Genomic DNA, 25,113 nt, shown 5'->3' with positions numbered 1-25,113 from the left:
GTGGCGGGCCCAGGCCTGCCTCCCCTTTCTTGCAACCGGTGGGCTCATGGAAATCTTCGACACCTTCTTCAACGTGCCAGTGCTGATCCGCACCTTTCCCCTGCTGATGCAGGGGCTGTGGGTCACGTTGCAAATCGGCGTTGTAAGCATCGTCCTTGGTCTTGTGCTCGGCCTCGCACTGGCCCTGATCCGGATTTACGGGCCGGTCTGGGCGCAGCTTCTGGCACGCGCTTACATCAACTTCATGCGCTCGATCCCGCTTTTGGTCCTACTCATCATCATCTATTACGCCCTGCCCTTCGTCGGCATCCGGCTTTCACCCTTCCTGTCTGCGGTCTCGGCGCTGTCGTTGGTCTCTGCCGCCTATACAGCCGAAATCTTCCGCGCCGGCATCGAAGCCATCCCCAAGGGCCAGTTCGAAGCCTCGTCGGCGCTTGGTCTTTCCTACCGGCACATGATGGTGGACGTGATCCTGCCGCAGGCGATCCGGATCGTCATTCCACCCCTGACAAACAATTGCATCAACGTGATGAAAGACACCGCCCTTGCTTCGGTCGTGGCGATGCCAGACCTGCTGAAGCAGGCCACGCAGGCACAGGCACTTGCGGCCAATCCCAGCCCGCTGATCGGCGCCGCGATCATCTACGTGGCGTTCCTCCTGCCACTGGTCGCCGCCGTATCCCGGCTGGAACGCAGCTATGCAAAGGCGGACCGCTGATGCCCGGTTACATCCACATCCAGAACCTGCAAAAACGCTTCGGTTCCTTCACCGCGCTGCATGGCATCGACCTCGACATCGCCGAAGGCGAGGTGGTCTGCGTCATCGGCCCCTCGGGGTCGGGCAAGTCGACACTCATCCGCTGCATCAACCTGTTGGAGCCGTTCGAGCCTGCCAGTCGCATCACCGTGGGCGGAACCACCGTCGAACGCGGCCAAAACCTCGAAAAGGTGCGTGCCGATGTCGGCATGGTGTTCCAATCCTTCAACCTGTTCCCGCATCTGACGGTGCTGCGCAATGTCATGCTTGCGCCCATGCGCGTGCGCGGCACCTCTGCCGACGCCGCAGAGAAACGCGCCCGCGAGTTGCTCGCACGCGTCGGCATCGGTGAACAGGCCGACAAATACCCCGGCAAACTGTCAGGAGGCCAGCAGCAGCGCGTTGCCATTGCCCGCGCCTTGGCAATGGACCCCAAGGTCTTGCTCTTCGACGAACCCACCAGCGCGCTTGATCCCGAAATGGTTGGTGAGGTGCTTGACGTGATGAAATCCCTCGCAGGGACCGGCGTCACTATGGTCGTCGTCACCCACGAGATGGGGTTCGCCCGTCAGGTCGCTGACCGGGTGATCTTCATGGACAGCGGGCGGATCATCGAATCCGGCACCCCCGCCCAGATCTTCGACACCCCGCAGGAAGAGCGCACGCGCAATTTCCTTGGCGCGGTCCTGAACCACTGACACCGGAGAAAACAATGCCCGTCCCCGCGCTCGACCTCGACCACGTCCGCAGCAACTTCCCCGGCCTGTCGCGCGGCTGGACCCTGTTCGATAATGCGGGTGGGTCGCAAATCCTGCGTGGCGCGGTCGATCGCATGACCGAATTCCTGTATGAAAAGAACGTCCAGATCGGCGGCACCTACGACATCTCCCTCGCCGCCGCGCAAGCGCTGCGCGATGCCCGCGCCGCGGCCGCCACCTTGATGAACGCCGCACGACCCGAGGAAATCATCTTCGGCCCATCCACCACTGTCCTGTTGCAGAACCTGTCGCGCGCCATGCGCAGCCAGTTGCAGCCCGGAGACGAGGTTATCGTCACCATGTCTGACCACGAATCCAACATCGGCCCGTGGGTCAGCCTGCAGGAATTCGGGATTGTCCTGAAATTCTGGCCCCTGAACCACGACACGCTGTCGCTTGAACTCGACGACCTCGCCCCCCTGATGACCGACCGCACGAAGCTGGTTGCCGTCACCCATGTGTCGAACATTCTGGGCCAAGTGAACCCCGTGGCCGAGATTGCCCGCTTCGTCCACGACCGCGGTGCGCGCATCTGTGTCGATGCCGTGGCCTATGCCCCGCACCGGGCCATCGACGTGCAAGCCTGGGACGTCGATTACTACGTCTTCAGCCTGTATAAGACCTACGGGCCCCATTACGCTGTGATGTATGGCAAGTTCGACCATCTGCTCGAACTCGACACGCTCTATCACTACTTCTACGGCAAGGACAAAGTGCCGGGCAAACTGGAACCCGGAAACCCCAGCTACGAATGCGCCTATTCCACCTTGGCCATCCGCGACTATTTCCAGGGCCTCGGCGGCGCGGCCCCGACACCGCGGGCCGGGATTGAGGCAGGCTTTGCCGCCGTCACCACACAGGAAGACGCGCTTGTGGAACGCCTGCTTTCCTATCTGACCGCCCGCAACGACTGCCGCGTGTTCGGCGCCACCACGAACCGGGATTCCAAACGCATCCCCACAGTCGCCTTCCGCTTCGAAGGGCGCGACTCCGGCGCGATGGCAAAAGCCATGGATGCCCACAAGATTGCCATCCGCCACGGAGATTTCCATTCCCGCCGTCTGGTTGAGGATTTGGGCCAAACCGGCGACGGCGGCCTCTTGCGCGTGTCGATGGTGCATTACAACACTCTGGACGAGGTGGACCGCCTCTGCGCCGCCCTTGATGATATCCTGCGAAAGGCAGCCTGAGATGTTCGATCTGGTCATCCGCAACGGTACCGTCGTCACCGCCAGCGATGTGACCCAGTGCGACATCGGCATCCGTGGCGAACGCATCGTGATGCTGGGCGAATCCCTTCCCGCAGGCCGCGACGAAATCGACGCCGCCGGGCTTTACGTCATGCCTGGTGGCATCGACAGCCATGTGCATCTGGCCCAACCCTCGGGCGATGGCATCGTCATGGCCGACGGCTTTGAAAGCGGCACCCGTTCGGCGCTGATGGGCGGCAACACCACCGTCCTGCCCTTCTGCCTGCAACAGAAGGGCCAGACCCTGCGCGAAGCGCTGACCGCCTATCACGCGCTGGCGGAGGGCAACTGCCTGACAGACGTAAGTTTCCACCTCATCATCACCGATCCGACGGCCGGTGTTCTGGGGCAGGAAATCCCTGCCTTGGTCGAAGACGGCTACACCTCGCTCAAGGTCTTCATGACCTATGAAGGAATGCGCCTGCACGACAACGAGATACTCGCCACGCTCGACGCCGCGCGCACCTCGGGCGCGCTCGTCATGGTGCATTGCGAAAACGAGGATGCGATCCGCTTCCTGATCGGTAAGCATGAAGAGGCTGGCGATGTCAGCCCTCTCGCCCATGCCACCACGCGCCCCGTCGCAGCCGAACGCGAGGCGACGCACCGCGCGCTTTCGCTTGCCGAAATCGTGGACGTACCGATCGTCATCGTCCACGTCTCGAACCGCGAGGCGATGGAAGAAATCGACCGTGCCCGCAAGCGCGGCGTGAAGGTTTTCGGCGAAACCTGCCCGCAATACCTGATGCTGACAGCCGACGATCTGGACCGCGAGGGATGGGAAGGCGCGAAATTCGTCTGCTCGCCCCCGCCCCGCGACGAGGCCAGCAAAGCCGCCTGCTGGCAGGGGCTGGAGCAGGGGATCTTCGACCTTTATTCGTCCGACCACTGCCCCTTCCGTTTCGACGATCCGGCAGGAAAGCTGAACGACAAAGGCAAGACGAGCTTTCGCTGGATACCGAACGGAATACCCGGCGTCGAAACTCGGCTGCCGATCCTGTTTTCGGAAGGCGTGATGAAGGGCCGGATCGACTTGTCCCGATTTGTCGCCCTTACCTCTACCAACCACGCAAAGCTCTACGGGCTATATCCGCGCAAGGGCACGATTGCCGTCGGATCGGATGCTGACGTGACCCTTTGGGATCCAAAGGCGCACCGCACCATCCACAACGCGGACCTACATCACGGCGCTGATTACACGCCCTATGAAGGACTGGAAGTGCAGGGATGGCCGGTAAGCGTCATCTTGCGGGGGCGTGTCATGGTCAAGGATGGGGTGCTTGCAGCCGATCCGGGTTCCGGTACCTATCTAAGACGCAAACGTAGCCGATCTTGAACGCGCGTGCAGCCGTGGCGCCGCGCCCCTAGGCCTGAAGGCTGGCATGGTCGTGCCAAGGGCAAACACAGACGGCGCCGCGCCGGTGAGATTTGCTGCCTGATCGCCTTTCGGCTGTCGACGACGATCAGAGCGCCTTTGGAAACTTCTGTCAGAGCGCTTTCGCACTCGGACTTGCGTTCACTTTCTCGGGTGCACCGCCATTTTGCTGCTGCAGCAGATGGCAATCCAAACCGAAGAGCTTACGTCCAAGCCGTACCCAGACACCAACCGTCTAGTCGCGCCCTTCCGGCGCCACCCGGACAAAGGATTATCTAATGACCAAGCATACCCTGTTCTCGCCGATCCGTGTCGGCGCCCTCGATCTTGCCAACCGGATTGTAATGGCTCCCCTGACCCGCAACCGTGCCCGGCCCGAGGATGACGCACCCCATGCCCTCCATGTCGAATACTACTCCCAGCGGGCAACGGCTGGCCTTATCATCACCGAGGCGTCACAGATTTCCCCCGAAGGCAAGGGTTACGCCTGGACTCCCGGCATCTACAGCCCCGCCCAAATCGCCGGATGGCGTGCGGTAACCGATGCCGTTCACGCCAAGGGCGGCAAGATCGTGATCCAGCTTTGGCATGTCGGACGCGTTTCCCACACCAGCCTGCAACCGAATGGCCAGCTTCCTGTGGCCCCGTCTGCGATAGCGGCCGACACGCGCACCTTTGACGGCACGACATTCCTTCCCACGTCCACGCCGCGCTCGCTGGGTATCGAAGAGATGCCCCGTATCGCCGCCGACTACGCGCAGGCAACCCGCAACGCAAAAGCGGCCGGCTTCGACGGCGTGGAGATTCATGCAGCAAACGGTTACCTTATCGACCAATTCCTTCGTGACGGGGCCAACCTCCGGACCGATGCCTACGGCGGCAGCATCGAAAACCGGGCGCGCCTTTTGACCGAGGTGATCGCTGCGGTCACGGCAGCCTGGGACGCGGCTCACGTCGGCATTCGCTTCAGCCCCTTCTCAAACGCAAACGGAGTGACCGACACCGACCCGATGGCCACTTTCGGCCATGCTGTGGATGTTGTGAACGCGGCAGGTCTTGCCTACCTTCACATGGTTGAGGGGCAGACCGGCGGATCACGCGAACTTGCCCAGAACTATGATATCGACGCTTTGCGCGCGCGGTTTGCCGGTCCCTACATCGCCAACAACGGCTTCACCCGTGATTTGGCGCTTACCGCTGTGGCAAGCGGACGTGTCGACCTTGTCGCCTTCGGCAGGCCCTTCATCTCCAACCCAGATCTGGTTGAACGCCTGCGTCTTGATGCCCCTCTTGCCGCAGCTGACCAAAGCACCTTCTACGGTGGCGGGGCTAAGGGATACACCGACTACCCCTTCCTGCAAGACGCGGTTGTCTGAGGGTAGGGCTTGCCTGCCCGCGCGCCACGCGCATCCCTTTGAACACGCGCGCCACGCGCATCCGTTTGAAATTGAACTGCGGGCATTTTGTCCCGCAGTTCAGAAGCCCCGTCAAAGGCCGTATTGCTCCCGCGCATAGTCGCCAAGGCCCACGGCATCAAGCCTTGCCAACGGGGCAAGGAAAGTGACCTGAACCACCCCTGGCGCGCGACCGATCTCGATAGCGCCATTTACGGTCGCGCGGTTGCGCACCTCTGCGACAGTCATCCCCAAAAGCTTTGCCGCCCGTGCAAGGCCGTTCTCGATGGCGGCGTTCAAATTGGCAGCCGTGCCGATCACCGAAATCGGGGCCAGTGCCTCTATCTCCGCTACGCCCCATTTCGCCGCAAGCCGCCGCCCCTTGGCCTTCTCGGCCTCGCTGAACGGTCTTGCCATCGGCGGCAGGTCTTCCTCCAGCGGGAACAGCACGGGGCCATCCAGCGGATAGTTCTTCACCACCTCGACCTGCAAGGTGACGCTGCCGGCAACGTCCATCGTATGGCCTGCAATCTCGCCGTCGCCCTGGCCCGCGTGCATGTCGCCCATGTAGATGCCCGCGCCCCGCACCTTGACCGGGCACACAAGTATCGCACCCGCGCGCACGGCGTCGATGTCCATATGACCGTCGGTTTTGTGTTCGGCCAGTTGCTCGGCAGTAATGGCGTACTGGTGTGGCGCACCGACAAGGAAAGACCCGAAGTCGCCGGCGTTGTGGCTGTCCGGCATGGCCATCGACGGGCAGGTGCCAAGTTGGCCCATGAAGGGCCGCATCCGCACCATCGTGCCGGGCATGTCTGACGGTGCGAAGGTCAGGATCGAATGCTGGCGGCTTTGGTCGGGCAGGGCGGAATAGTGGTTGGCGTCGCGCGCAATGGTTTCGGCGGCCGCTTGCGGCAACGTCAGCCCAACAGAGCGTGTCTCGTCAAAGGTGACGGTGTAGCCGTGGACGATCTCGAACGGCTTCACCGCATTGCCGCAGGTGTTGCACTTCACTGCGTCTTGCCCGATGCCTTCGACATGGGTCTCGGGCCAGACCGTGTCGCAGACCGGGCAACGCGCGGCCACGTAGGGGTCGCCAAGACAGAACCCCGCAGGAGAACTGTCATGCCCCGAAGCCGTGGCGATTGAGGTCACCGTGATGTCACGAATGCGGATTGCCACACCGTCGCCAACCTCGGCCCCATCGACAAAGACCGGCCGTGTCACTTCGTGGCCGCCACGCAGGCTGGGCGTGATCATCGGACCCCAACATCCCGGCGCGGTATTGGCGATGATGGTGCCGCCATTCTCGACCGGCCCAAGCATCGGCTCTTCGGGGTCGAGAACGCTGTTGGTGAACTCCGACACCACGACGCTGCGGCGCGACAGCGTATTGCTTCCGTCTGGCATGATAGCCTCCCTGCAGACTGCGACTGATGGTCCGAGAGTAGGTGCCCTGAAGCGAACTGCAAGCCTTACCCAGGCAAGGGCTCGATTACTGTTCGGTAAATGGCCGATTCCGATCTGCAGCCGGGAAAGCAAGTCGGCGGGACCTTGGCCCCTCCGCTCATTTGGCCCCACTTCGGCTCGGAAAGACCAGCGATGAGCCGCAGCAATTCAACCCGCTGGCCGGTTTCGATGCCGCCGATCAAACCACAGCGAGTTGGTCGTTGAGGATGGGCTATGGACTTCGTCCACGACCGGCTCGCCACGGGCAAGAAGCTGCGTGATTCAACCGTGCTCGACACGTACTCGCGGCTCACGTTCCAGTGCTCGATGTGCGCTACAGCCCGTCACCCTGAGCGAAGCCGGAAAACTCTGCCTTCGGGCGGTCCAACGTTGGGGATCGGATAAAAGTCGGGGGCGACATCAGCGCAAACAGAGGTGAGGCAATCGGGATGATCGGGTAACGCAACTGAGGTGCCCAAGAGAAATCTGACTATTTGTTTTCAGTTGGATAGATGGTGCTGCAAGAGAGGATTGAACTCTCGACCTCTCCCTTACCAAGGGAGTGCTCTACCACTGAGCTACTGCAGCGCCGGGGGCGCGAGGCGTTCGGCCTCGTCCCGTTCTGGCGGGCGTGTTAAACGCAAAGCCGGGGGCTTGCAAGGGGCATGTCGCCAAGTTTCCGCACGCAAAAGCAGTAACCTCTACCGCCCTCCGGGCCAAGCAATCTGGACCCTGCAGCACCGCTGCGCTATGCAGGCTGAATGCGTCAACCGACCGATCCGTCATCGACAGGGGCCGCCGGGTCGGCCCGAAAACCGCGCTCCGCCGCTGACGTGCGCGAAGAACGGTTGAAGGCGGCGTTGAAGGCCAATATGGCGCGACGGAAGGCACAGGCAAAAGCCCGGACCGCGGATGACGCAGGCCCCGGGGACACCGGAAAATCGGGGTAGGGCAGATGGATTCGATACTGGTACGCGGCAATGGCGCGCTCAATGGCGTGATCCCTATCGCGGGTGCAAAGAACGCCTGCCTCACGCTGATGCCCGCGACACTCCTCAGCGACGAACCCCTGACGCTGACCAATGCGCCGCGCCTGTCCGACATCCGCACCATGACGCAGCTTTTGCAATCGTTGGGGGCCGAGGTCGCCAGCTTGCAGGACGGCCTCGTCCTCGCCATGTCCAGCCATTCCCTTACCAGCCAGACGGCCGACTACGACATCGTGCGCAAGATGCGCGCCTCGATCCTCGTCCTTGGCCCGCTCCTGGCGCGTTACGGCCATGCCATCGTGTCCTTGCCCGGCGGTTGCGCCATCGGCGCGCGGCCGGTCGACCTGCACCTGAAAGCGCTGGAAGCGATGGGCGCGGAGCTTGACCTGCGCGACGGCTATGTTCACGCCAAGGCCCCCGGTGGCCGCCTCAAGGGCGCCATCGTCGAATTTCCCTTCGTCTCGGTCGGCGCCACCGAAAACGCGCTGATGGCCGCCACCCTCGCCAAAGGCACCACCGTCATCAAGAACGCCGCCCGCGAGCCCGAGATCGTCGATCTCGCCCGCTGCCTGCGCCGCATGGGCGCGCAAATAGACGGTGAAGGCACCTCGACCATCACCATCGAAGGCACTGACCGTCTTGGCGGCGCCACCCATCCCGTCGTCACCGACCGGATCGAACTTGGTACCTACATGCTCGTCCCGGCCATTTGCGGCGGCGAGGTCGAATGCCTCGGCGGCACGCTTGAGCTCGTCGGCGCTTTCGCCGAAAAGCTCGACGAGGCGGGGGTGTCTGTCACCCAAACCAATCGCGGCCTCAAGGTCAGCCGCAAGAACGGGCGCGTGAAGGCGGTCAACGTCACCACCGAACCGTTCCCCGGCTTCCCGACCGATCTTCAGGCGCAGATGATGGCGCTTCTGTGCACCGCCAAGGGCACCTCGGTGCTGGAAGAAAAGATCTTCGAAAACCGCTTCATGCACGCGCCCGAACTGCTGCGGATGGGGGCAAAAATCGACGTTCACGGCGGGACCGCCACCGTCACCGGCGTTGATAAACTGCGTGGCGCGCGCGTCATGGCAACTGACCTCCGCGCCAGCGTCAGCCTGATCCTCGCAGGCCTTGCCGCCGAAGGCGAAACCGTCGTCTCCCGCGTTTATCACCTCGATCGCGGCTACGAACGGGTCGAGGAAAAGCTGCGCGCTTGCGGCGCCAAGATCGAGCGGATCGTCGCATGACCGACGCGCGCTTCGAAGAAGGCGGCGAGGCTCCGCTGCATCTGGTGGCGGTCGACACCGATGACCTGCACGTAATCTCGACGCTGGTGCAGGATGCTGTCCTGCCCGTCACCGAGATGCAGCACGACGCAAAGCGCCGCCGTTTCGCCCTAATGCTGAACCGCTTCCGCTGGGAAGACCGGGTCGAGGCGGAACGGGTGGGCCGCGCCTACGAACGCGTCCGCTCGGTTCTTGTGGTTGAAGACGTGCTCAAGGTTCGGACCTTTGGCTTTGACCGGGCCGACAAGGATCTCGTCCTGTCGCTCCTGTCGCTCGACTTTGCGCCGGGCGAAGACGGCACCGGTCGCCTCACCCTCACGCTTGCGGGCGACGGGGCGCTGGCGCTGGATGTCGAGGCGCTGGAAGTGCGGCTTGAGGACGTGACCCGCCCTTACCGCGCCCCGTCCGGCAAGGTGCCAACTCACGACTGAGGCGGCCTTTCGCGATCATCCGGCCATAGCCTGCAAGGGCCCCCGCCGGTCCGTGCCGCCCATCCTGCCTTGAGGCCTCGGCCCTGCCGCGCTATCTGGGCCCCATCCCGCGAAAGGTGCCGCCGATGCCCGTTTTCCTCAATGCCGCCGACGCAGGCTTCGAAACCGCCTTTCAGGCCCTCTTGGGCCAAAAGCGCGAAGAGGCCGAAGACGTCGATCAGGCCGTTGCCAGCATCATCGCCGATGTCCGCGCACGGGGCGATCAGGCGGTCATCGACCTCACCACCCGCTTCGACCGCCTGACGCTAACTCCCGAAACGCTGGCCTTTTCCAAGGCCGAGATAGACGCCGAAATAGCCAAGGTCAGCGCCGAGGACCGCGCCGCACTTGAACTTGCAGCCGACCGCATCCGCGCCTACCACTCCCGCCAGAAACCGCAGGACGAAAGCTGGACTGATGCTGCCGGGGCCACCCTAGGCTGGCGCTGGACGCCCGTTTCCGCCGCCGGTCTTTACGTCCCCGGGGGCACCGCCTCCTATCCCTCCTCGGTCCTGATGAACGCCATCCCGGCCCGCGTTGCCGGTGTCGAACGCCTCGTCATCACATGCCCAACGCCGGACGGTGCGGTGAACCCCCTCGTCCTCCTCGCCGCCCGCATCGCTGGTGTCGACACCGTCTACCGCATCGGCGGCGCGCAGGCCGTCGCTGCCCTTGCCTACGGCACCGAAACCATCGCCCCCGTTGACAAGATCACCGGCCCCGGCAACGCCTATGTCGCCGCCGCCAAGCGCCGCGTGTTCGGTCGCGTCGGCATCGACATGATCGCCGGACCCTCCGAAATCCTAGTCATCGCCGACGCCGACAACGACCCCGACTGGATCGCCCTCGACCTCCTGTCCCAAGCCGAACACGACGCCTCTGCCCAGTCGATCCTCATCACCACCGATGCGGCCTTTGGCCAATCCGTCGCCCGAGCCGTTGCGGCTCGCCTCGAAACCCTCGACCGCCGGGCCATCGCCGGTGCCTCGTGGCGTGACAATGGCGCGGTGATCACCGTCCGCACTCTCGACGAAGCCGCCACCCTCTCCGATCGCATCGCCCCCGAACACCTTGAGCTTCTCGTGGCCGACCCCGACGCCCTCAGCCACAAGATCCGCCACGCTGGCGCGATCTTCCTTGGGCAATTCACCCCAGAAGCCATCGGCGACTATATCGGCGGCCCGAACCACGTCCTGCCCACCGCCCGCTCCGCACGCTTTTCCTCCGGCCTCTCCACCCTCGATTTCATGAAGCGCACAACGCTCGCGAAAATGACCCCCGAGGCGCTGAAAGCCATCGGCCCCGCCGCCGAACGCCTCGCCATCTCCGAAAGCCTGCAAGCCCACGGTCTCTCCGTCCGCGCCCGCCTCGACCGCCTGAACGACTGACGTTTTGCCGTGACATCGCCGCAGCTCTGCGCCACCGTTGCGGGGCAGGGGGCCGCGCATGACCGCAACACTCTATCATTCCCGCAACCCCAACCCGCGCCTCGCGGTCGCCGTCGCCCGCCATCTGACCGCCCCCGTCGCTTACGAATGGGCGTCCCCCTTCCATCCCGACCACGCCGCCCGCTTCCTTGCCCTCAACCCCACCCAGCGCATCCCGATCCTCGTCGAGGACGGCGAGCCCTTGTGGGAAACCGACGCCATCGCCTGCCGCCTGTCGCAGCTTGCCGCCTCCGATTTCTGGCGGCAGGGCAGGGACCAGCCCGACATGATCCGCTGGATCAGCTGGGGCAAGGAAACCTTCGTCCGCGCCTGCGACATGGTGCATTTCGAACGCGGCACCAAGCAGCGCTACCACCTCGGCCCGATCGACCACGCTAAGATATCCGAAGGCCTCGCGATGTTCACCGAAGCCGCCGCCATCCTGAACGCCCACCTGTCGCGCCAAGACTGGCTCACCGGCAACCGCCCCAGCTACGCCGATTTCCGCATGGCGACCTTCCTGCCCTTCAACGATGTCGCCGGCCTGCCCATCGCCGACCACCCTGCCATCGCCGCCTGGGCCGCGCGCCTGAACACCCTCCCTGCCTGGGCCGACCCCTTCGCCGGCCTCGATGCGCCACCGCTGCCCCCGATCCCCGGAACCAAGCCTTGACCGACCGCCGCCCGCTCGGGCATGAGGGCAAAGCCGCCGGGGGACAAGGACCATGACGAACCGCATCTGCCACATCGACATTGACGAAAAAGGGCTGGTGCGCCCGACCCCCGATATCGAACAGGAACGCCGCGTCGCGATCTACGACCTTCTGGAAGACAACGTCTTCGGCCTGCCGAAAAAGCCCGACCGCGTGCATCCCGAAGGCCCCTACCGCGTCCGCCTTGCCATCCGCGAGGGCCGTCTGGTCTTTGACATCGCCAGCGAAGATGGCGAACGGGCGGCCGAGTTCCACCTTTCCCTGGGCCCGTTCCGGCAGGTGGTGAAAGACTACTTCCAGATCTGCGAGAATTACTTCGACGCGGTGAAACGCCTGCCGCCCAGCCAGATCGAGGCGATCGACATGGCCCGTCGCGGCATCCACAACGAAGGCGCCTCGATCCTGCGCGAACGGCTGGAAGGCAAGGCCGATGTCGATACCGACACCGCGCGCCGCCTCTTTACCCTGATCTGCGTCCTGCACTGGGGCTGACATTGGCCGAATTCCCCCAGTCGGTGTTGTTTTGTTGCGATCACAACGCCGTCCGCTCGCCAATGGCCGAAGGGTTGATGAAACAGATGTATGGCCAGCGCGCCTACGTCCAGTCCGCGGGCGTCAAGAACGACATGGAGGTGGACGGGTTCTCCGTCGCGGTCTGTCAGGAGCTTGGCATCGAGCTTTCGCGCCACCGCTCCCGCTCGTTCGAGGAGATGCAGGAATGGGGCGATGATCTTTCCCAGTTCGACCTGATCGTCGCTCTCAGCCCCGCCTCGCAGCGCATGGCGCTTGAACTGACGCGCTACCACCACCTCGATATCGAATACTGGCCGATCCTTGATCCCACGGGCCTTGGCGAGACGCGCGACGCCAAACTCGCCGCCTACCGGCAGGCAAGGGACCAGATTCGCGACCGGATGCTCGCCAGGTTCGGCCCCCCCACGGAAGAAGCAGACGCCTGAGCCCGGAAAAAAGGGTGCCATCCACCGCCTGGCTTCCTTTCGCCCGGAATCAAGGGCGAAGCCCGCCGGGCAGCACCCGACCGCCCCCTCGGGCGGGCGCTTCTGCCCCCTGACCAGCAGAACCACGGCGGAAGCGTCTACCCCATAAACCGCCCAAGACTGCCGTTGCAGCGCCCACCCGGCGGTCAGGCGCTCCCCTCCGTCCGGCCCTCACTCCGCCGCCAGCGCGATCTTGCCCGCCAAGATCTCCGGCAGCGCGCCTTCGATCCACCCGACCAGCGCCACCACATGCGTCGCGGCCTGCCGCCCAAGGGGCGTCAGTTCGTAATCCACATGCGGCGGCACCACCTGATGCGCGGTGCGCAGCACAAAGCCGTCAGCCTCCAGATCCTTCAGCGTCTGGCTCAGCATCCGCTCGCTGACGCCCCCCACCTTGCGCCTGAGCCCGGCAAACCGGTGCGGCCCGGTCGCCAGCGCAACCATCACCAGCGTGCCCCATCGGTTCGTCAGATGACTGAGGATCGCGCGTGACGGGCAATCCGCTGCCATCACATTCCCCAGATTCCAGCCCTCCAGCAGGTCCTGTGCGGTCCGGTCCATCATGATGTGCAGCCTTTCGGTATACTAACAAAATTGTGCGTACTTCCTTATCGTAAGTATACCCCGTATCTCTGCCTCGTCAACCGACAGGAGAGACCAATGACCATCGCCATCACCGGAGCCACCGGCCACCTCGGCCGCCTCGCCATCGCCGCCCTCAAGGCGCGGGGTGCTGCCCCCATCGCGCTTGCCCGTGACCCGGCCAAGGCCGCCGATCTGGGCGTCGAGGCGCGCGCCTTTGATTATACCAGCGCCGACCCCGCCGCGTTGCAGGGGGTGACGACGCTCGTCCTCGTCTCCTCCAACGATTTCAACGACCGCGCCGGACAGCACCGCCGCGTCATTGCTGCGGCCAAGGCTGCCGGTGTGAAACGGCTGATCTACACCTCGATCCTCAAAGGCGACGCCAGCCCGATGATCCTTGCGCAGGACCATATCGCCACCGAAGCCGCGATCCGCGAGGCGGGTATCCCCGCCACGATCCTGCGCAACGGTTGGTACACCGAAAACTACACCGGGTCGCTTGGTGCAGCCGTCCAGCATGGCGCAATGATTGGCGCGGCCGGGGCAGGGCAGGTAAATTCCGCCGCTCGCAAGGACTATGCCGAGGCCATCGCAGTTACCGCGCTCGACGCGGCCCACACGGGCAAGACCTATGAACTGGCTGGCGACGCCGCCCACACCGGTGCCGATTTCGCCGCCGCCGTCGCAAAGGCGGCTGGAAAGCCGGTTGCCTATGTGCCGATGAGCCAGGCAGATTACGCCAGCGCCCTGATCGGTTTCGGCCTGCCCGAAGGCTTCGCGCAGATTCTGGCCGACAGCGATGCCCGCGCCGGTGACGGTGCGCTTGCCGATGACAGCCACACCCTCAGCCGCCTGATCGGCCGCCCGACGACGCCGATCGCCGAGACCATCGCCGCGGCCCTCTGACCGGCGGTCCGAAAGCAGTCATTCGCTTTCCCTCCCCCTCACGGGGGAGGGTGACCGGGGGCGAAAGGTTAAAAAGTCCTGAACAAATAAACTAACCCATTGAATTCATGAAGGTGCCATAAGTGTCCCACGGTGGGACACGCCCACCTTGGAAACCCCGGCCCACCCGGCTAATCTCACCCAAACCTCAGGGGAGCCTCCATGCCGCGCGCCGAAACCCTCGCCCTCATCCGCCGCTACTACGAGGCCTTCAACGCAGGCTCGCCCGAAGCCATGCTCGCCTGCCTGACCGACGACATCGAACACCGCGTCAACGAAGGCACCCCCCGGATCGGCCGCGAAAGGTTCGCCGAGTTTTGCAGCCACATGGGCACCAGCTACCGCGAGACCCTCACCGACATGGTGCTCTTCGCCACCGACGACGGCGCCCGCGCCGCCGCCGAATTCATCGTCCACGGCACCTACCTGCAAACCGACCCCGGCCTGCCCGAAGCCAAAGGCCAGACCTACATCCTCCCCGCCGGCGCCTTCTTCGAGGTGCGGGCCGGCAGGATTTCCCGCATCACCACCTTCTATAACCTCAACGACTGGATCCGGCAGGTCTCGGCATGAACATCGAGGACATCGACGTCCGCGCCCTTACCGGCCCTGACCTCGAGGCCGCGCTCGACGACGTCGCCCAGCTTCGCATCACCGTGTTCCGCGACTGGCCCTACCTCTACGATGGCACCCTCCACTACGAACGCCAGTACCTCGACACCTACCGCGACAACCCCGGCGCGCTTCTGGTGGGGGCCTTCCACGACGGTCGCCTTGTAGGAGCCTCCACATCGACCCTGATGGAGGATCACGCCGACGCCTTCGCGGCCCCGCTCCGCGCCATCGGTCTGCCGATCACATCGATCCTCTACGGCGCGGAATCGGTCCTGCTGCCAGACTACCGCGGCATCGGCCTTGGCCACCGGTTCATCGACCTGCGCGAAGCCCACGCCCGCAAGATGGCCCGCACCCACGTAGCCTTCGCCTCGGTCGTCCGCCCTGACGACCATCCGGCAAAGCCGGAAAACGCCCGCACCAACGATGCCTTCTGGCAGGGCCGCGGTTACCAGCCCCTGCCGGACGTTCTGGCGCATTTCAGCTGGCGCGACCTTGGCGACACAGCCGAGACGGAAAAGGCCCTTCAGTTCTGGATGCGGGCGATTTGACCGGGCCGCGCCCGCAGGTCTACCGGCGGCCGCGCAAGATTCCACTTGAAAACCCCGCGGGCCGGGCGCATACGCCCCACCGGATGCCTGCGCTCAACCGCGGGCGAAACCCTTATTGGAGAGACCATGGCCAAGGAAGACATTCTCGAATTCCCCGGTGTCGTGAAGGAACTCCTGCCCAACGCGACATTCAAGGTCGAACTCGAAAATGGCCATGAGTTGATCGCGGTGATGGCAGGCAAGATGCGCAAGAACCGCATCCGCGTTCTGGCAGGCGACAAGGTTCAGGTGGAAATGACACCTTACGACCTGTCGAAGGGCCGCATCAACTACCGCTTCAAGTAACCTCGTGCGCCTAATCCTGGGATCCGGCAGCCCGCGCCGCAAGGAATTGCTGGCGCAGATTGGGGTTGTACCCGACGCGATCCTGCCCCCCGACATTGACGAGACGCCACGCCGGGGCGAACACCCGCGTTCATACTGCGCCCGTCTCGCGCGCGAGAAGGCGATCGCGGTCGAAGCTGGGCCTGACGATATCGTCCTTGCCGCCGACACAACGGTCGCACTTGGCCGCCGGATCCTTGGCAAGCCCGCAGATGCCGGCGAGGCTGCTGCTTTCCTGACCGCGCTTGGCGGCAGGCGGCATCAGGTGATCACGGCAATTGCGGTGCGGCGCGGGGCGCAGATCTGGACGCGGGAAAGCGAAAGTGCGGTCAAGATGAAGCGCCTGTCAGACCTCGAACTGAACGCGTACCTTGCCAGCGGTGAATGGCAGGGCAAAGCCGGCGGATATGGCATCCAAGGCGCCGCTGGCGCCTTCATCCCGTGGATTAGCGGTAGTTTTACCGGCATCGTCGGCCTGCCTCTGGCCGAAACCGCCAGCCTGCTGCAAGCCGCGGGTCACCCATTGTGGAGGCAGGCATGATAGGCCGCGTAATCATTCTTGATCAGATCGGCGAGCGTAACGCCGCCGCCTTGCTGGTTGACGGGCGGATTGAGGATCTTGTCGTCGATCCGGGCGATGATACCCCGGTGCCCGGCGCGATCTACCGGGCTATCGCCGATCGGCCGGTCAAGGGGCAGGGCGGTATCTTCGTCAAACTTCCGCACGGGTCGGGTTTTCTGCGCCAAATTTCCGGCATTTCCCCCGGCCAGCGCCTCCTGGTTCAGGTGACCGGGCCGACCGAGCCGGGCAAGGCCACGCCCGTCTCTGCCCGACTGCTGTTCAAATCGCGATTTGCGATCATCACTCCCGACGCGCCCGGCCTGAACATCTCTCGGCGGATCAAGGACGAAGACCTCCGCACCGATCTGACGGCCATTGCATCCGATCAGATGGCAGGGGCAGCCGAAACGCTTGGCCTGATCCTGCGCTCCGGCTGTGCCGAGGCCGAAGAGGATGCGATAGCCGAGGATGTGGCCGCGATGCGCGGGCTGGCCGAAGCCGTGCTTGCCGATATCGCTGGCGGGCCGGAACTTCTGGTCGACGGCCCGGATGCGCACGACATCGCCTTTCGGGAATGGATGGACCCGCCGGCCGACGAGATGGTCACCGACGAGGGCGGTTTTGCCGAGCACGGCGTGCTGGAGATGATTGACGCGCTTCTCGACCCACGAGTTGATCTGCCAGGGGGCGGGCACATGATGATCGAACCCACCCGCGCGCTTGTGGCAATCGACGTGAACACCGGGCCCGACACCTCTCCCGCGGCCAGCCTGAAGGTCAACATCGCGGCCGCCCGCGATCTTCCGCGGCAGTTGCGCTTGCGCGGCCTTGGCGGTCAGGTGGTGGCCGACTTCGCCCCGATGCCGAAGCGCGACCGCAGCATTCTCGATCAGGTCATCAAGGCTGCGTTCAAGGGTGAGGCAGAGACAAATCTCGCCGGCTGGACGTCGCTCGGGCTTTATGAACTAATACGCAAACGCGACCGTCTGCCCTTGGCCGAGACTCTCCAATGACCTGTCCGGTCTGTGGCAAACCAACCGACCTAAAGGTCAAGCCGTTCTGCTCGCGCAGATGCGCGGACGTCGATCTGGGGCGCTGGCTGAACGAAAGCTACCGGGTTGCCGGTGAGCCTGTTGACCTTGGCAGCGAGGATGAAAGCGAAGAGCGGCCAAAGCCCCACTGACACGCGGTTTCCCTCTGGACAGCCAATGCGCCGTCCAGTATCACGCCCGCACTTCCGGAAAAGACCCGGAGATAACGGTGCCCAGATAGCTCAGTTGGTAGAGCAGCGGATTGAAAATCCGCGTGTCGCTGGTTCGATTCCGGCTCTGGGCACCACTTAAATCTCACAAAATCAACACCTTACAAGATTGCTCGGTTCGAATTCTAGGGGGTTGGTTCCTGGCTGGGCGCAGTTTTGGGTGATACGATACAGATCCCGTTAACCTGCGGACAAGACAGTCTGCGAAAACGAGCAGAACACGACCAGGTGCAACCGCAGATTCTGGCGACGTCCGCTCGCGACTTCCGTCTAGATCGTTGGCTAGATGAACGTGACTATGGGCGTTGAGAGTTCGGTCACGGCCTATTCTGTTGAAAAACTTTGCCCCGCGCAAATTGCCTCGATAACTTGGGAAGCCGTTCTCATCAGGCTCCAATTGGCAAACGTTGTTTGCGGAGGGCCGTCGACGAAGGAAGATATTGTGCATATCTGGCCCGCTTCGGTGACGATGAGAGTATTCCAACAGAATAGGTTCTAAGCGGCCGGTCGGACCCGGATCGCGCGGCTTAGCAGCATTCCCAAATGCGGATGTTGGGGCACTGCGCAAGTACCGCTGCGCATCGTCACAACTTCGCTTGACCACAATAGACCGGAAGAACATCATGGAGTTGAGTGACCGGCATTCGGTTCGCGCAGAGAGATTTCCCTCATGGAGATAGTCGGTAACAGCCTCGATGATGTTTTGATCGAGCTTTATGAAAGACTGCTGGCGGAGGGCTCGACGAACCGTGGCACTAGGGGGGGTACTCTCGAATGCCTGGGAGTAACCCTTAGAATTCATAAACCAAGATCCCGATTGAGCCGCTCGGAGGATCGAGGAAAACCATTCAGCGCGATCGGCGAACTACTGTGGTATCTCTCGGGCTCTGATCAGCTTGAATTCATCAAGCCATATATTCCTCGATACGAGCACGATGCTGTGGATGGAATACTTCAGGGCGCATATGGTCCGCGACTGCTTCGAAAGAACGGTAAAATAAACCAGATCGAAAATGTTATTGAACTGCTCACTCAAAGACCAGGAAGTCGTCGCGCTGTGATCCAGCTTTTTGACGCCGATGACATTGCTGTCGAAAAGAGAGAGATTCCCTGCACGACTACCTTGCAGCTACATCTCCGGGGTGCAGAACTTCACATGTCAACTACTATGAGGTCAAATGATGCATACTGGGGCCTGCCACATGACATCTTCTGTTTCACAATGCTGCACGAAATGTTCGCGCGTCGACTTGGGGTGAAGCTTGGAACTTATATGCACCATGTTGGCTCTATGCATATATATGAAGACTATGTCGACGCAGTGACGAAATACACAAGTGAAGGACATCAGAAGCCGAATGAGATGCCGGAGATGCCCCCTGGCGACCCATTTAAGCTTGTGCCAATAATCATCGAAGCTGAAAAACGTATCAGAAGTGGAGAGAGTTTCAGCGCAGAGGACGCGATCGCAGACCCGTATTGGGCCGATATCGTCCGGCTACTGCAGGTGCATTGGGGAAGGCGACGGTGCGAGGACTTGACAGCCTTGAAGTCGGCGTTTGTCGATCCAGTTTATCTTCCGTTTGTCATTGAGCGTCCAGCAACGAACAAAAGTAACACGGTCAAATCAACCGATCGAGGAACGAAATGACTTGGCCGACACGCAACGCGCAACAGCAGCAAATCCGCGCTGCTCTTCTCGCACACTCATCTCTAACACGACCGTTGCCTGGCGTTCTGGACCCCAGAGCGCTCGATACTCTGGTGCTTCAGATCGTCGCCAGCGTCCGGCGTGAAGACTACTACAGGCTTATCCAAGCGCGTCCCGCTTCACCACGCAGGGCGGACCCGCATGATGCACTCTTCAATCCTGAGCATGCCGTGGCCTTTCACCTATCTAACGGCAATCTCGACGAGGCTGCGTGGCTCGTGTTTCTCATGACGCACTTTGCAAAGCCCGCCGACAGTGGATGGCGGCGCCTACAAGACGTCTATGGAATGCTAGGCAACGGTCTGTGGGACTGGCCATCTGTCTCCGGAAACGCGGTCGTGTTCGATGCATGGCTGGCCGCAAATTGGACTAGTATTCGGGGCAAATTTGGGAACCACAGGAAGTACGAGAGCCTTCGGCCAGGCTCCAACAGGTCGACTGGCTTTGTCATTCGTGAGTATGTCAGCCTGATTGCGGCACCAGGTCACCAGGCGTTTTATCAAGGCGTCCTAGCGCATGGTCCAAACGACCAGTTTGACGCACTGTACAACTCGCTGAATATCCCGAGCTTCGGTCGGCTTGCAAAATTTGATTACCTGATGCTCCTAGCCCGATACCGCATTGTTCCGATGCAACCTCTTTACGCCTATTTGCAGGGCGCAACAGGGCCAAGTCGAGGCGCGAAACTGCTCTTCATAGGAAATGCAAACGCAAACTCTACGCCTGCGCAACTCCAACTGATGCTCGATGGTCTTGATGCCGATCTGCAAGTAGGCATGGCTGTTCTGGAGGACGCTCTGTGCAATTGGCAGAAATCACCAGTCCAGTTCGTACACTTCAAGGGATAGGTGTTAGACGCTGGCGTGATCGATGTCTTCCCATGCCCATCTACGTTTCAAGAAGTTCATCTGACTATGTTCAATCATCTTGCGGTGCTGCATTTGACCAATGGTCAAGCCGGGAGAAATTCCTGCCGTGACACTGAAGCGGATGATTGCCTCTCTTTCAGCCTTCAATTGACGAAATTCAGGCTCGCGCTCCGACGGAATGATGCATTGCCGGGCGAAGTCATTTGCTTGCTGCTCAAGATCATCACTCGGCGTTTCGTCACTGTCGACGAATGTATCGGCACCGTGAAGAAGGAGATGTCCAATCTCATGGAATACAGTGAACCAGAATTGATCGTCGGCGCGATGCCGGAAGCTCAATAGAATCATCGCTTTGTTTGCTGAAACTAGGCGAGTTGCGCCACTGGCGTGGCACCCTTTTGGTGTCCTTACAACAACGACCGCAACACCTGCTTCCGCGCATATTGCGCGGAGCTTTGGAAGGAAACGCGCTGGATGATTGATCTTGGTGAGGTGCCGAATTTGTTCCAAGCGTTCTCTCAGTCGCGCGGGCGACCAAGACTGTGTTGGAACCAAATCCGCCTCAATTTCTCCGCGACGCAGCCAAAGAAGAACCGCCGAGTCCAGCGGTACAAAACTTAAAGAGCGTCGAAAATGGGTATCAGTACAAACCCTGCCATATCGCTGCTCCCAACTCGTGAGAGTCGGTACACTGTAGAAGAGCATACGTCGGCGCACCTCCTCGCGGACCGCTTCGGGTGAAGCTGACCGTCGACCTGGCAAGCGAGGCATCGGTACGTTGATTAACCAATCGTCCGGGTGCTCCGCAGCAGTGGTCACGGCCCTCTCAAGGGCCTGATCGAAATTCGTTTGCCTCTTTAGCCAGAAGCTCGGGCTTCCACCTAGAAGTTCGCTGAGCACTTCACACGAACGAGCATCTATTCGGATGTTGCCTTCCAGAAGGCCTCGAACTTCATTCAGTCCACCTTCTAGCCGTCCAGCCAAATCGTCGGATGTGACACCTCGACGATGCATTAAGGCGCAAATGGCATCACCCGGTTTGGAGAACCAATCGGCAACTTGCCCACCATCAGCTGGCATCAGGCACCTCTATCGCAATAAGCTTCAACCGCTCTACCGTCGACCAAACAACATGGTCTGCCCCGCCACGCTGAAACCGCGTGCCCACAGGAACAAAGCGCGCGTGGCAATGGCTCCCAAAAGAAACTACCAGGGTTTGGCCGTCGGCAATTTGAGCGATACTGTCCATGAAAACCAACATCTCCTCGGCGTTTTCTTGCGCCTCAATGTCAGCAATGATCGTTATCAGTTCCTTGGCATTCAGCGGACCCAAGGCGGTTTCGGCCTCATTCAACACGAGACATATTTCCTTCAGGCGCGCGGTCCCGAACGACACAATCACTCAGGGAACCCCGCACTGTCGCGGGAAAACGTATCATTCAAACACCGATGCATGATGACGACTCTCAACACGTTGGGGCAAAGGTGAACCAGCGGGCTTTGATGCTTGCTTGCGCCGGATCGCTTCGATCCTTTCCCAGTTGCGTGCCAGTTCTTTTTCTCCAGCATCGTCCATCGAAAGTTCGATTGCGTTACAGAGAGCAGCCAGTGTGACCATAACGCCGCCGATCTCTTGCTCTTGTGCGCCTGTGGGCCGATCAAAGACATAATCGACCATCAGCCTTGCATCTTGCCTTGTACATCCAGTCGCCTGAGCGAGCTCAAGCGCTTCTTCAAGAAACCGGTGGGACCGCTCAGCCACATCTACTCGAGCTGGTGCTGAAAAACACGCAGTGACCCAAGCAACGACCCGTTGCTGGTATGTCATCTAATGGGCCTCCCCGGTCTCGTTTTGATCATCATTGCCACAGCATCTAGTCTCTGCCAACCCGAATTCTCCATTTTATGGTGTCGCACCCGGAATCTGCTCATCTGACATGCTTTCAACGGGCAGCCTCTTGAACCCTTCGATACCGCCACACCCGCGTCGCGTCCGCCTTCATCGCGTCGCCCGCAACCTCTCCCAGTCGTTCGCCCTGAGATATGCCGTTACACGCATCTGTTCGCGCGCGTCCAGCGCGCTGGCTCGAGCCCGATGGCCTGCTCGAGGATATCGCCCATCCGATACGATAGGGGTCCGAAAGTCTTCCTTTCAGCCGTCGCCCTCGCCGCAACCATCTTGTTCAGGTTATGAAGGAGAACTAGCTTGACCCTAGGCCTCTCCGGGTTCGAAGGAGGTAAGGCGGGCGGCAGCGGCGATCAACTCGACCGCGCCGGGGATTTTGGCCCCCTAAGGGGATCGGGCTAGCGCCAGTATTTTTGCAGTATTGCCGGGCGCGGGACCATTTTCTCAAAGACGGCTTTGGTGGTGCTGACCTGATGCCATGCTCCGCGTGCTAACGGCAGCCGTCCGCCCGTATTGTAGATCAAATCAGAGGTTGGCGAGGTTGGGGAGACACGAAGCCTATCGTCAGGGAGATGGACAAAGGAATCTTGGATGCTGGCATCGACAGACCGCCAAGATCCGCTCGGTCCGCTCTCGTTGGGCCTGAAATAGATGTCGTATGGTCGACACCTAGAAAACGCGGTAGCAACTCAGCATGGCAACGAAATCGTATTTCGCATCAAGCGTATCTGAGTTTCTTCGCACCGGTACGGAGGAAATTGTTGGTCGCTTGGCGACTCGTGTGGGCACTGAACACAGCGGCGATGATGGCAATCAAATTCGCGCTTGGCGCGTCCAGGTCGACCTACTCAAGAATTCGCTTAGGACCCTCGACAGTGGCCAGTGGGGCATCATGCTCGAACTGCCGTTGCTGCGCCTGGGTCGGCGGATCGATACCATCATTCTCATCGATAGCATGGTTGTGTTGATTGAGTTCAAGATCGGCTCGTCACGCTTCGGCTCCGCGGACATCGATCAGGCCGTCGACTATGCACTGTGCTTGCGGGATTTCCACTCTGGGTCAAAGTCACTCAGAATTGTGCCAATCTTGTGCGCTGAACGCGCTCCGGACGCTCAGTATGACGTCAGCTTGACATTTGTGGACCATGTGAGCGCCTGTATGCCGGTCAACGCTGCACAACTCGGCGATGTGCTGCGGTCTGTGTCTAGTATCGCGAGCGGTACTCAACTTAATTGGCGGGACTTCGATGCCTCATCATACAGCCCGACGCCTGATATCGTGACAGCCGCTCGAGCCCTTTATGCTGGACATGGGGTCAAGGAGGTGGGTCGTGCTGACGCGCCCGCAGAGGCGCTGGAGCGGACATCATCGAGACTACAGGAGATCGCCGAAAACGCCCGAACGGAAAGATCAAAGGTCGTGTGTTTTGTGACTGGCGAGCCAGGTTCGGGAAAGACCTTACTTGGTCTGGAATTGGTGCTTTCGGGATTGGCTGGGCGTGTTGCAGGCGAGCCCTCTGCTCTTCTAAGTGGAAACCGACCTTTGGTGCAGGTACTTCAGTCCGCAATATCTGAAGACGCGCGTGATCGGCTTGGGATAAAAGCCCCTGAGGCGAAGCGTCAGGCCCAACAGGCCCTGCGGACACTGCTGGGATATTTGAAGGACCACGACGGTCCAGCTTCGCGCCCACCCGAGCACGTCATCGTCTTCGATGAAGCACAGCGCGCCTGGGACGCCGAGACTGGCCTTAAGCTGCTAGGTCGCGAAAGGTCAGAGGCAGAGCTCTTTCTAGAAATCTTGGGTCGCCTGGATTGGGCCTGTTTGGTTTGCCTCGTGGGACCGGGACAGGAGATCAATCGTGGTGAAGGCGGACTGCGGCTTTGGGGCGAAGCACTTCTGAAAGTGCCGGACTGGACGGCGCATGTGTCGGAGCAGGTGCTGCGCGGCCAAGGTGGTTTGAGCGGCCTTTTGGACGGCGCTGAAGCGTTGGAAGTGATCGTTGAGTCCGATCTGCATTTGAGGACCAATCTGCGCGCGCATCGAAACAGTCTTCACGGCGAATGGGTCGCATCGCTCTTGGCCAGTGACGCAGCCTCCGCTGCGGCGATCGCCCATCGCATGGACGCTCCCCCTGCCTATATCACGCGCAGTCTGCCCAGGATGAAGAGCTGGCTCGAAGCGCGCCGACGTGGCGGTCACCGTGTGGGTTTGCTCGCGAGTTCAGGTGCGACGCGGTTGATTGCGGAAGGCATCCCGCCATCGCCTCGATCAAACGAACTGGAGCAGGTCGTACATTGGTTCTTGCGGCCAGCCGGCGATTTTCGATCGTCGAATGCCCTTGAGGTACCATTGTCCGAGTTTGTCTGCCAGGGTCTCGAGGTCGACTATGCGGGCCTCGCGTGGGGAAATGACCTGATCTGGGGCGATAAAGGATGGATGCCTCGCAAAATGCGAGCGCCCAGGTGGCAGTTTCTGCAGAACATCGATGCGCAGCAGTTTCGTCTGAATGCCTATCGTGTGCTTCTAACCCGTGCTCGGGCAGGCACGGCAATTTACGTTCCGGACGGCGACATTGATGATCCATCGAGAATGCCAGACGATTTCGAAGGCGTTTACAGAACTTTACGCGAAAGTGGACGCGTGGATCTGTAGCGGCCCCGTGAGGCAGTCCCAACAAAAAAAACTACATGCTGGCATCAGGTCGCGCAGCTACCACCCGTATAGGGCTGCATTTACAATCCTAAGTATCGCCTCGAATGTTTTGGGGAGGCATGCGTCATGGAGTTGCTCGGATGGGGTGACCCGTCCGACCACCACTCAACAACCGCACTATTCGCGGAATTCGCCATTTAAGATTTGATGTTGAGCA

The 25,113-nt window shown here is 61.5% G+C and carries 27 protein-coding genes, 2 tRNA genes and 1 pseudogene; 24 read left to right on the top strand and 6 right to left on the bottom strand.

Annotated features, from left to right (window positions below; genetic code table 11):
- Nucleotides 1–46 precede the first annotated feature (46 nt).
- The 5 genes from ACROUL_RS17225 (at nucleotide 47) to ACROUL_RS17205 (ending at nucleotide 5,516) form a co-directional block, all read left to right on the top strand.
- Entirely contained in the window at nucleotides 47–718 is a 672-nt protein-coding gene (locus tag ACROUL_RS17225; protein ID WP_431300663.1) for an amino acid ABC transporter permease, read from the top strand.
- On the top strand, nucleotides 718–1,455 hold the full coding sequence (locus tag ACROUL_RS17220; RefSeq protein ID WP_431300662.1) for an amino acid ABC transporter ATP-binding protein: 738 nt from the start codon (nucleotides 718–720) through the stop codon (nucleotides 1,453–1,455). Before ACROUL_RS17225 ends, ACROUL_RS17220 begins: the two co-directional genes overlap by 1 nt.
- 14 nt (nucleotides 1,456–1,469) lie before the next feature.
- Nucleotides 1,470–2,705 (top strand): cysteine desulfurase-like protein, encoded by a 1,236-nt coding sequence (locus tag ACROUL_RS17215; protein ID WP_431300661.1) that lies wholly within the window; start codon nucleotides 1,470–1,472, stop codon nucleotides 2,703–2,705.
- Between the two features lies 1 nt (nucleotide 2,706).
- Nucleotides 2,707–4,101, top strand: coding sequence for a dihydropyrimidinase (gene hydA, locus ACROUL_RS17210; RefSeq protein WP_431300660.1), 1,395 nt, complete (start codon nucleotides 2,707–2,709; stop codon nucleotides 4,099–4,101).
- Between the two features lie 317 nt (nucleotides 4,102–4,418).
- Nucleotides 4,419–5,516 carry an alkene reductase gene (locus ACROUL_RS17205; RefSeq protein WP_431300659.1) on the top strand — a complete coding sequence of 366 codons (1,098 nt, stop codon included), beginning with the start codon at nucleotides 4,419–4,421 and terminating at the stop codon, nucleotides 5,514–5,516.
- A gap of 111 nt (nucleotides 5,517–5,627) precedes the next feature.
- On the opposite strand, the gene ACROUL_RS17200 is transcribed toward ACROUL_RS17205, so the two are convergent.
- Entirely contained in the window at nucleotides 5,628–6,944 is a 1,317-nt protein-coding gene (locus ACROUL_RS17200; protein WP_431300658.1) for an acetamidase/formamidase family protein, read from the bottom strand.
- A gap of 267 nt (nucleotides 6,945–7,211) precedes the next feature.
- Here ACROUL_RS17200 and ACROUL_RS17195 point away from each other — a divergent pair.
- Nucleotides 7,212–7,324 (top strand): annotated as a pseudogene (locus ACROUL_RS17195) (IS3 family transposase); the annotation flags it as partial.
- Nucleotides 7,325–7,496: 172 nt separating this feature from the next.
- On the opposite strand, the gene ACROUL_RS17190 reads toward ACROUL_RS17195, so the two are convergent.
- Nucleotides 7,497–7,571 (bottom strand) — tRNA-Thr (locus ACROUL_RS17190).
- 173 nt (nucleotides 7,572–7,744) lie between these two features.
- On the opposite strand from ACROUL_RS17190, the gene ACROUL_RS17185 reads away from it, so the two are divergent.
- The 7 genes from ACROUL_RS17185 to ACROUL_RS17155 all read left to right on the top strand — a co-directional run bounded on the left by ACROUL_RS17185 (nucleotide 7,745) and on the right by ACROUL_RS17155 (nucleotide 12,815).
- Nucleotides 7,745–7,933, top strand: coding sequence for a hypothetical protein (locus ACROUL_RS17185; protein ID WP_431300657.1), 189 nt, complete (start codon nucleotides 7,745–7,747; stop codon nucleotides 7,931–7,933).
- A gap of 5 nt (nucleotides 7,934–7,938) precedes the next feature.
- A complete protein-coding gene (gene murA / locus ACROUL_RS17180) occupies nucleotides 7,939–9,207 on the top strand; it encodes a UDP-N-acetylglucosamine 1-carboxyvinyltransferase (protein ID WP_431300656.1) in 1,269 nt (422 codons plus the stop codon).
- Entirely contained in the window at nucleotides 9,204–9,677 is a 474-nt protein-coding gene (locus ACROUL_RS17175; protein ID WP_431300655.1) for a DUF2948 family protein, read from the top strand. Before murA ends, ACROUL_RS17175 begins: the two co-directional genes overlap by 4 nt.
- Before the next feature lie 125 nt (nucleotides 9,678–9,802).
- Nucleotides 9,803–11,104, top strand: coding sequence for a histidinol dehydrogenase (gene hisD, locus ACROUL_RS17170; protein ID WP_431300654.1), 1,302 nt, complete (start codon nucleotides 9,803–9,805; stop codon nucleotides 11,102–11,104).
- Nucleotides 11,105–11,162: 58 nt separating this feature from the next.
- Complete coding sequence (locus ACROUL_RS17165) at nucleotides 11,163–11,816, top strand: glutathione S-transferase family protein (protein ID WP_431300653.1); 654 nt, start codon at nucleotides 11,163–11,165, stop codon at nucleotides 11,814–11,816.
- A gap of 52 nt (nucleotides 11,817–11,868) precedes the next feature.
- A complete protein-coding gene (locus ACROUL_RS17160) occupies nucleotides 11,869–12,348 on the top strand; it encodes a UPF0262 family protein (protein WP_431300652.1) in 480 nt (159 codons plus the stop codon).
- Between the two features lie 62 nt (nucleotides 12,349–12,410).
- On the top strand, nucleotides 12,411–12,815 hold the full coding sequence (locus ACROUL_RS17155; protein ID WP_431301334.1) for a low molecular weight phosphatase family protein: 405 nt from the start codon (nucleotides 12,411–12,413) through the stop codon (nucleotides 12,813–12,815).
- A 210-nt stretch (nucleotides 12,816–13,025) separates the two neighbouring features.
- Here the strand turns inward: ACROUL_RS17155 and ACROUL_RS17150 are convergent, their stop codons facing one another.
- Nucleotides 13,026–13,418, bottom strand: coding sequence for a winged helix-turn-helix transcriptional regulator (locus ACROUL_RS17150; protein WP_431300651.1), 393 nt, complete (start codon nucleotides 13,416–13,418; stop codon nucleotides 13,026–13,028).
- Between the two features lie 96 nt (nucleotides 13,419–13,514).
- Here ACROUL_RS17150 and ACROUL_RS17145 point away from each other — a divergent pair, with 96 nt between their 5' ends.
- The 10 genes from ACROUL_RS17145 (at nucleotide 13,515) to ACROUL_RS17100 (ending at nucleotide 20,316) form a co-directional block, all read left to right on the top strand.
- Nucleotides 13,515–14,345, top strand: coding sequence for an NmrA family NAD(P)-binding protein (locus ACROUL_RS17145; protein ID WP_431300650.1), 831 nt, complete (start codon nucleotides 13,515–13,517; stop codon nucleotides 14,343–14,345).
- Between the two features lie 201 nt (nucleotides 14,346–14,546).
- Nucleotides 14,547–14,957 carry a ketosteroid isomerase-related protein gene (locus ACROUL_RS17140; RefSeq protein ID WP_431300649.1) on the top strand — a complete coding sequence of 137 codons (411 nt, stop codon included), beginning with the start codon at nucleotides 14,547–14,549 and terminating at the stop codon, nucleotides 14,955–14,957.
- Entirely contained in the window at nucleotides 14,954–15,550 is a 597-nt protein-coding gene (locus tag ACROUL_RS17135; protein ID WP_431300648.1) for a GNAT family N-acetyltransferase, read from the top strand. The genes ACROUL_RS17140 and ACROUL_RS17135 overlap by 4 nt, the downstream gene beginning before the upstream one ends.
- A 126-nt stretch (nucleotides 15,551–15,676) precedes the next feature.
- Complete coding sequence (infA, locus tag ACROUL_RS17130) at nucleotides 15,677–15,895, top strand: translation initiation factor IF-1 (protein ID WP_028913995.1); 219 nt, start codon at nucleotides 15,677–15,679, stop codon at nucleotides 15,893–15,895.
- Nucleotides 15,896–15,899: 4 nt separating this feature from the next.
- Nucleotides 15,900–16,475: a Maf family protein gene (locus tag ACROUL_RS17125; protein ID WP_431300647.1), complete on the top strand. Its 576-nt coding sequence runs from the start codon at nucleotides 15,900–15,902 to the stop codon at nucleotides 16,473–16,475.
- Entirely contained in the window at nucleotides 16,472–17,509 is a 1,038-nt protein-coding gene (locus tag ACROUL_RS17120) for a ribonuclease E/G (protein WP_431300646.1), read from the top strand. Before ACROUL_RS17125 ends, ACROUL_RS17120 begins: the two co-directional genes overlap by 4 nt.
- A complete protein-coding gene (locus ACROUL_RS17115) occupies nucleotides 17,506–17,679 on the top strand; it encodes a DNA gyrase inhibitor YacG (RefSeq protein ID WP_431300645.1) in 174 nt (57 codons plus the stop codon). The genes ACROUL_RS17120 and ACROUL_RS17115 overlap by 4 nt, the downstream gene beginning before the upstream one ends.
- 79 nt (nucleotides 17,680–17,758) lie before the next feature.
- A tRNA-Phe gene (locus ACROUL_RS17110) sits at nucleotides 17,759–17,834 on the top strand.
- Nucleotides 17,835–18,427: 593 nt separating this feature from the next.
- Nucleotides 18,428–19,408: a thymidylate synthase gene (locus tag ACROUL_RS17105; RefSeq protein WP_431300644.1), complete on the top strand. Its 981-nt coding sequence runs from the start codon at nucleotides 18,428–18,430 to the stop codon at nucleotides 19,406–19,408.
- The gene (locus ACROUL_RS17100; protein WP_431300643.1) at nucleotides 19,405–20,316 is read left to right on the top strand and encodes a hypothetical protein; all 912 of its coding nucleotides are present in this window, start codon (nucleotides 19,405–19,407) and stop codon (nucleotides 20,314–20,316) included. Before ACROUL_RS17105 ends, ACROUL_RS17100 begins: the two co-directional genes overlap by 4 nt.
- Nucleotides 20,317–20,319: 3 nt before the next feature.
- Here the strand turns inward: ACROUL_RS17100 and ACROUL_RS17095 are convergent, their stop codons facing one another.
- From ACROUL_RS17095 to ACROUL_RS17085, 3 genes are all read right to left on the bottom strand, one after another.
- Nucleotides 20,320–21,417, bottom strand: coding sequence for an ImmA/IrrE family metallo-endopeptidase (locus ACROUL_RS17095; protein WP_431300642.1), 1,098 nt, complete (start codon nucleotides 21,415–21,417; stop codon nucleotides 20,320–20,322).
- Nucleotides 21,407–21,691: a hypothetical protein gene (locus tag ACROUL_RS17090; protein WP_431300641.1), complete on the bottom strand. Its 285-nt coding sequence runs from the start codon at nucleotides 21,689–21,691 to the stop codon at nucleotides 21,407–21,409. The genes ACROUL_RS17095 and ACROUL_RS17090 overlap by 11 nt, the downstream gene beginning before the upstream one ends.
- A gap of 81 nt (nucleotides 21,692–21,772) precedes the next feature.
- A complete protein-coding gene (locus ACROUL_RS17085; protein ID WP_431300640.1) occupies nucleotides 21,773–22,015 on the bottom strand; it encodes a hypothetical protein in 243 nt (80 codons plus the stop codon).
- A 922-nt stretch (nucleotides 22,016–22,937) separates the two neighbouring features.
- On the opposite strand from ACROUL_RS17085, the gene ACROUL_RS17080 reads away from it, so the two are divergent.
- Nucleotides 22,938–24,896 carry a DNA/RNA helicase domain-containing protein gene (locus ACROUL_RS17080; RefSeq protein ID WP_431300639.1) on the top strand — a complete coding sequence of 653 codons (1,959 nt, stop codon included), beginning with the start codon at nucleotides 22,938–22,940 and terminating at the stop codon, nucleotides 24,894–24,896.
- Nucleotides 24,897–25,113 lie beyond the last annotated feature (217 nt).

It is taken from the genome of Tabrizicola sp. BL-A-41-H6 (assembly GCF_050632395.1).
GTDB lineage: Bacteria > Pseudomonadota > Alphaproteobacteria > Rhodobacterales > Rhodobacteraceae > JAUYQR01.
The sequence above is the reverse complement of the archived record's forward strand: the minus strand, read 5'-3'. Positions and strand labels throughout refer to the sequence as shown.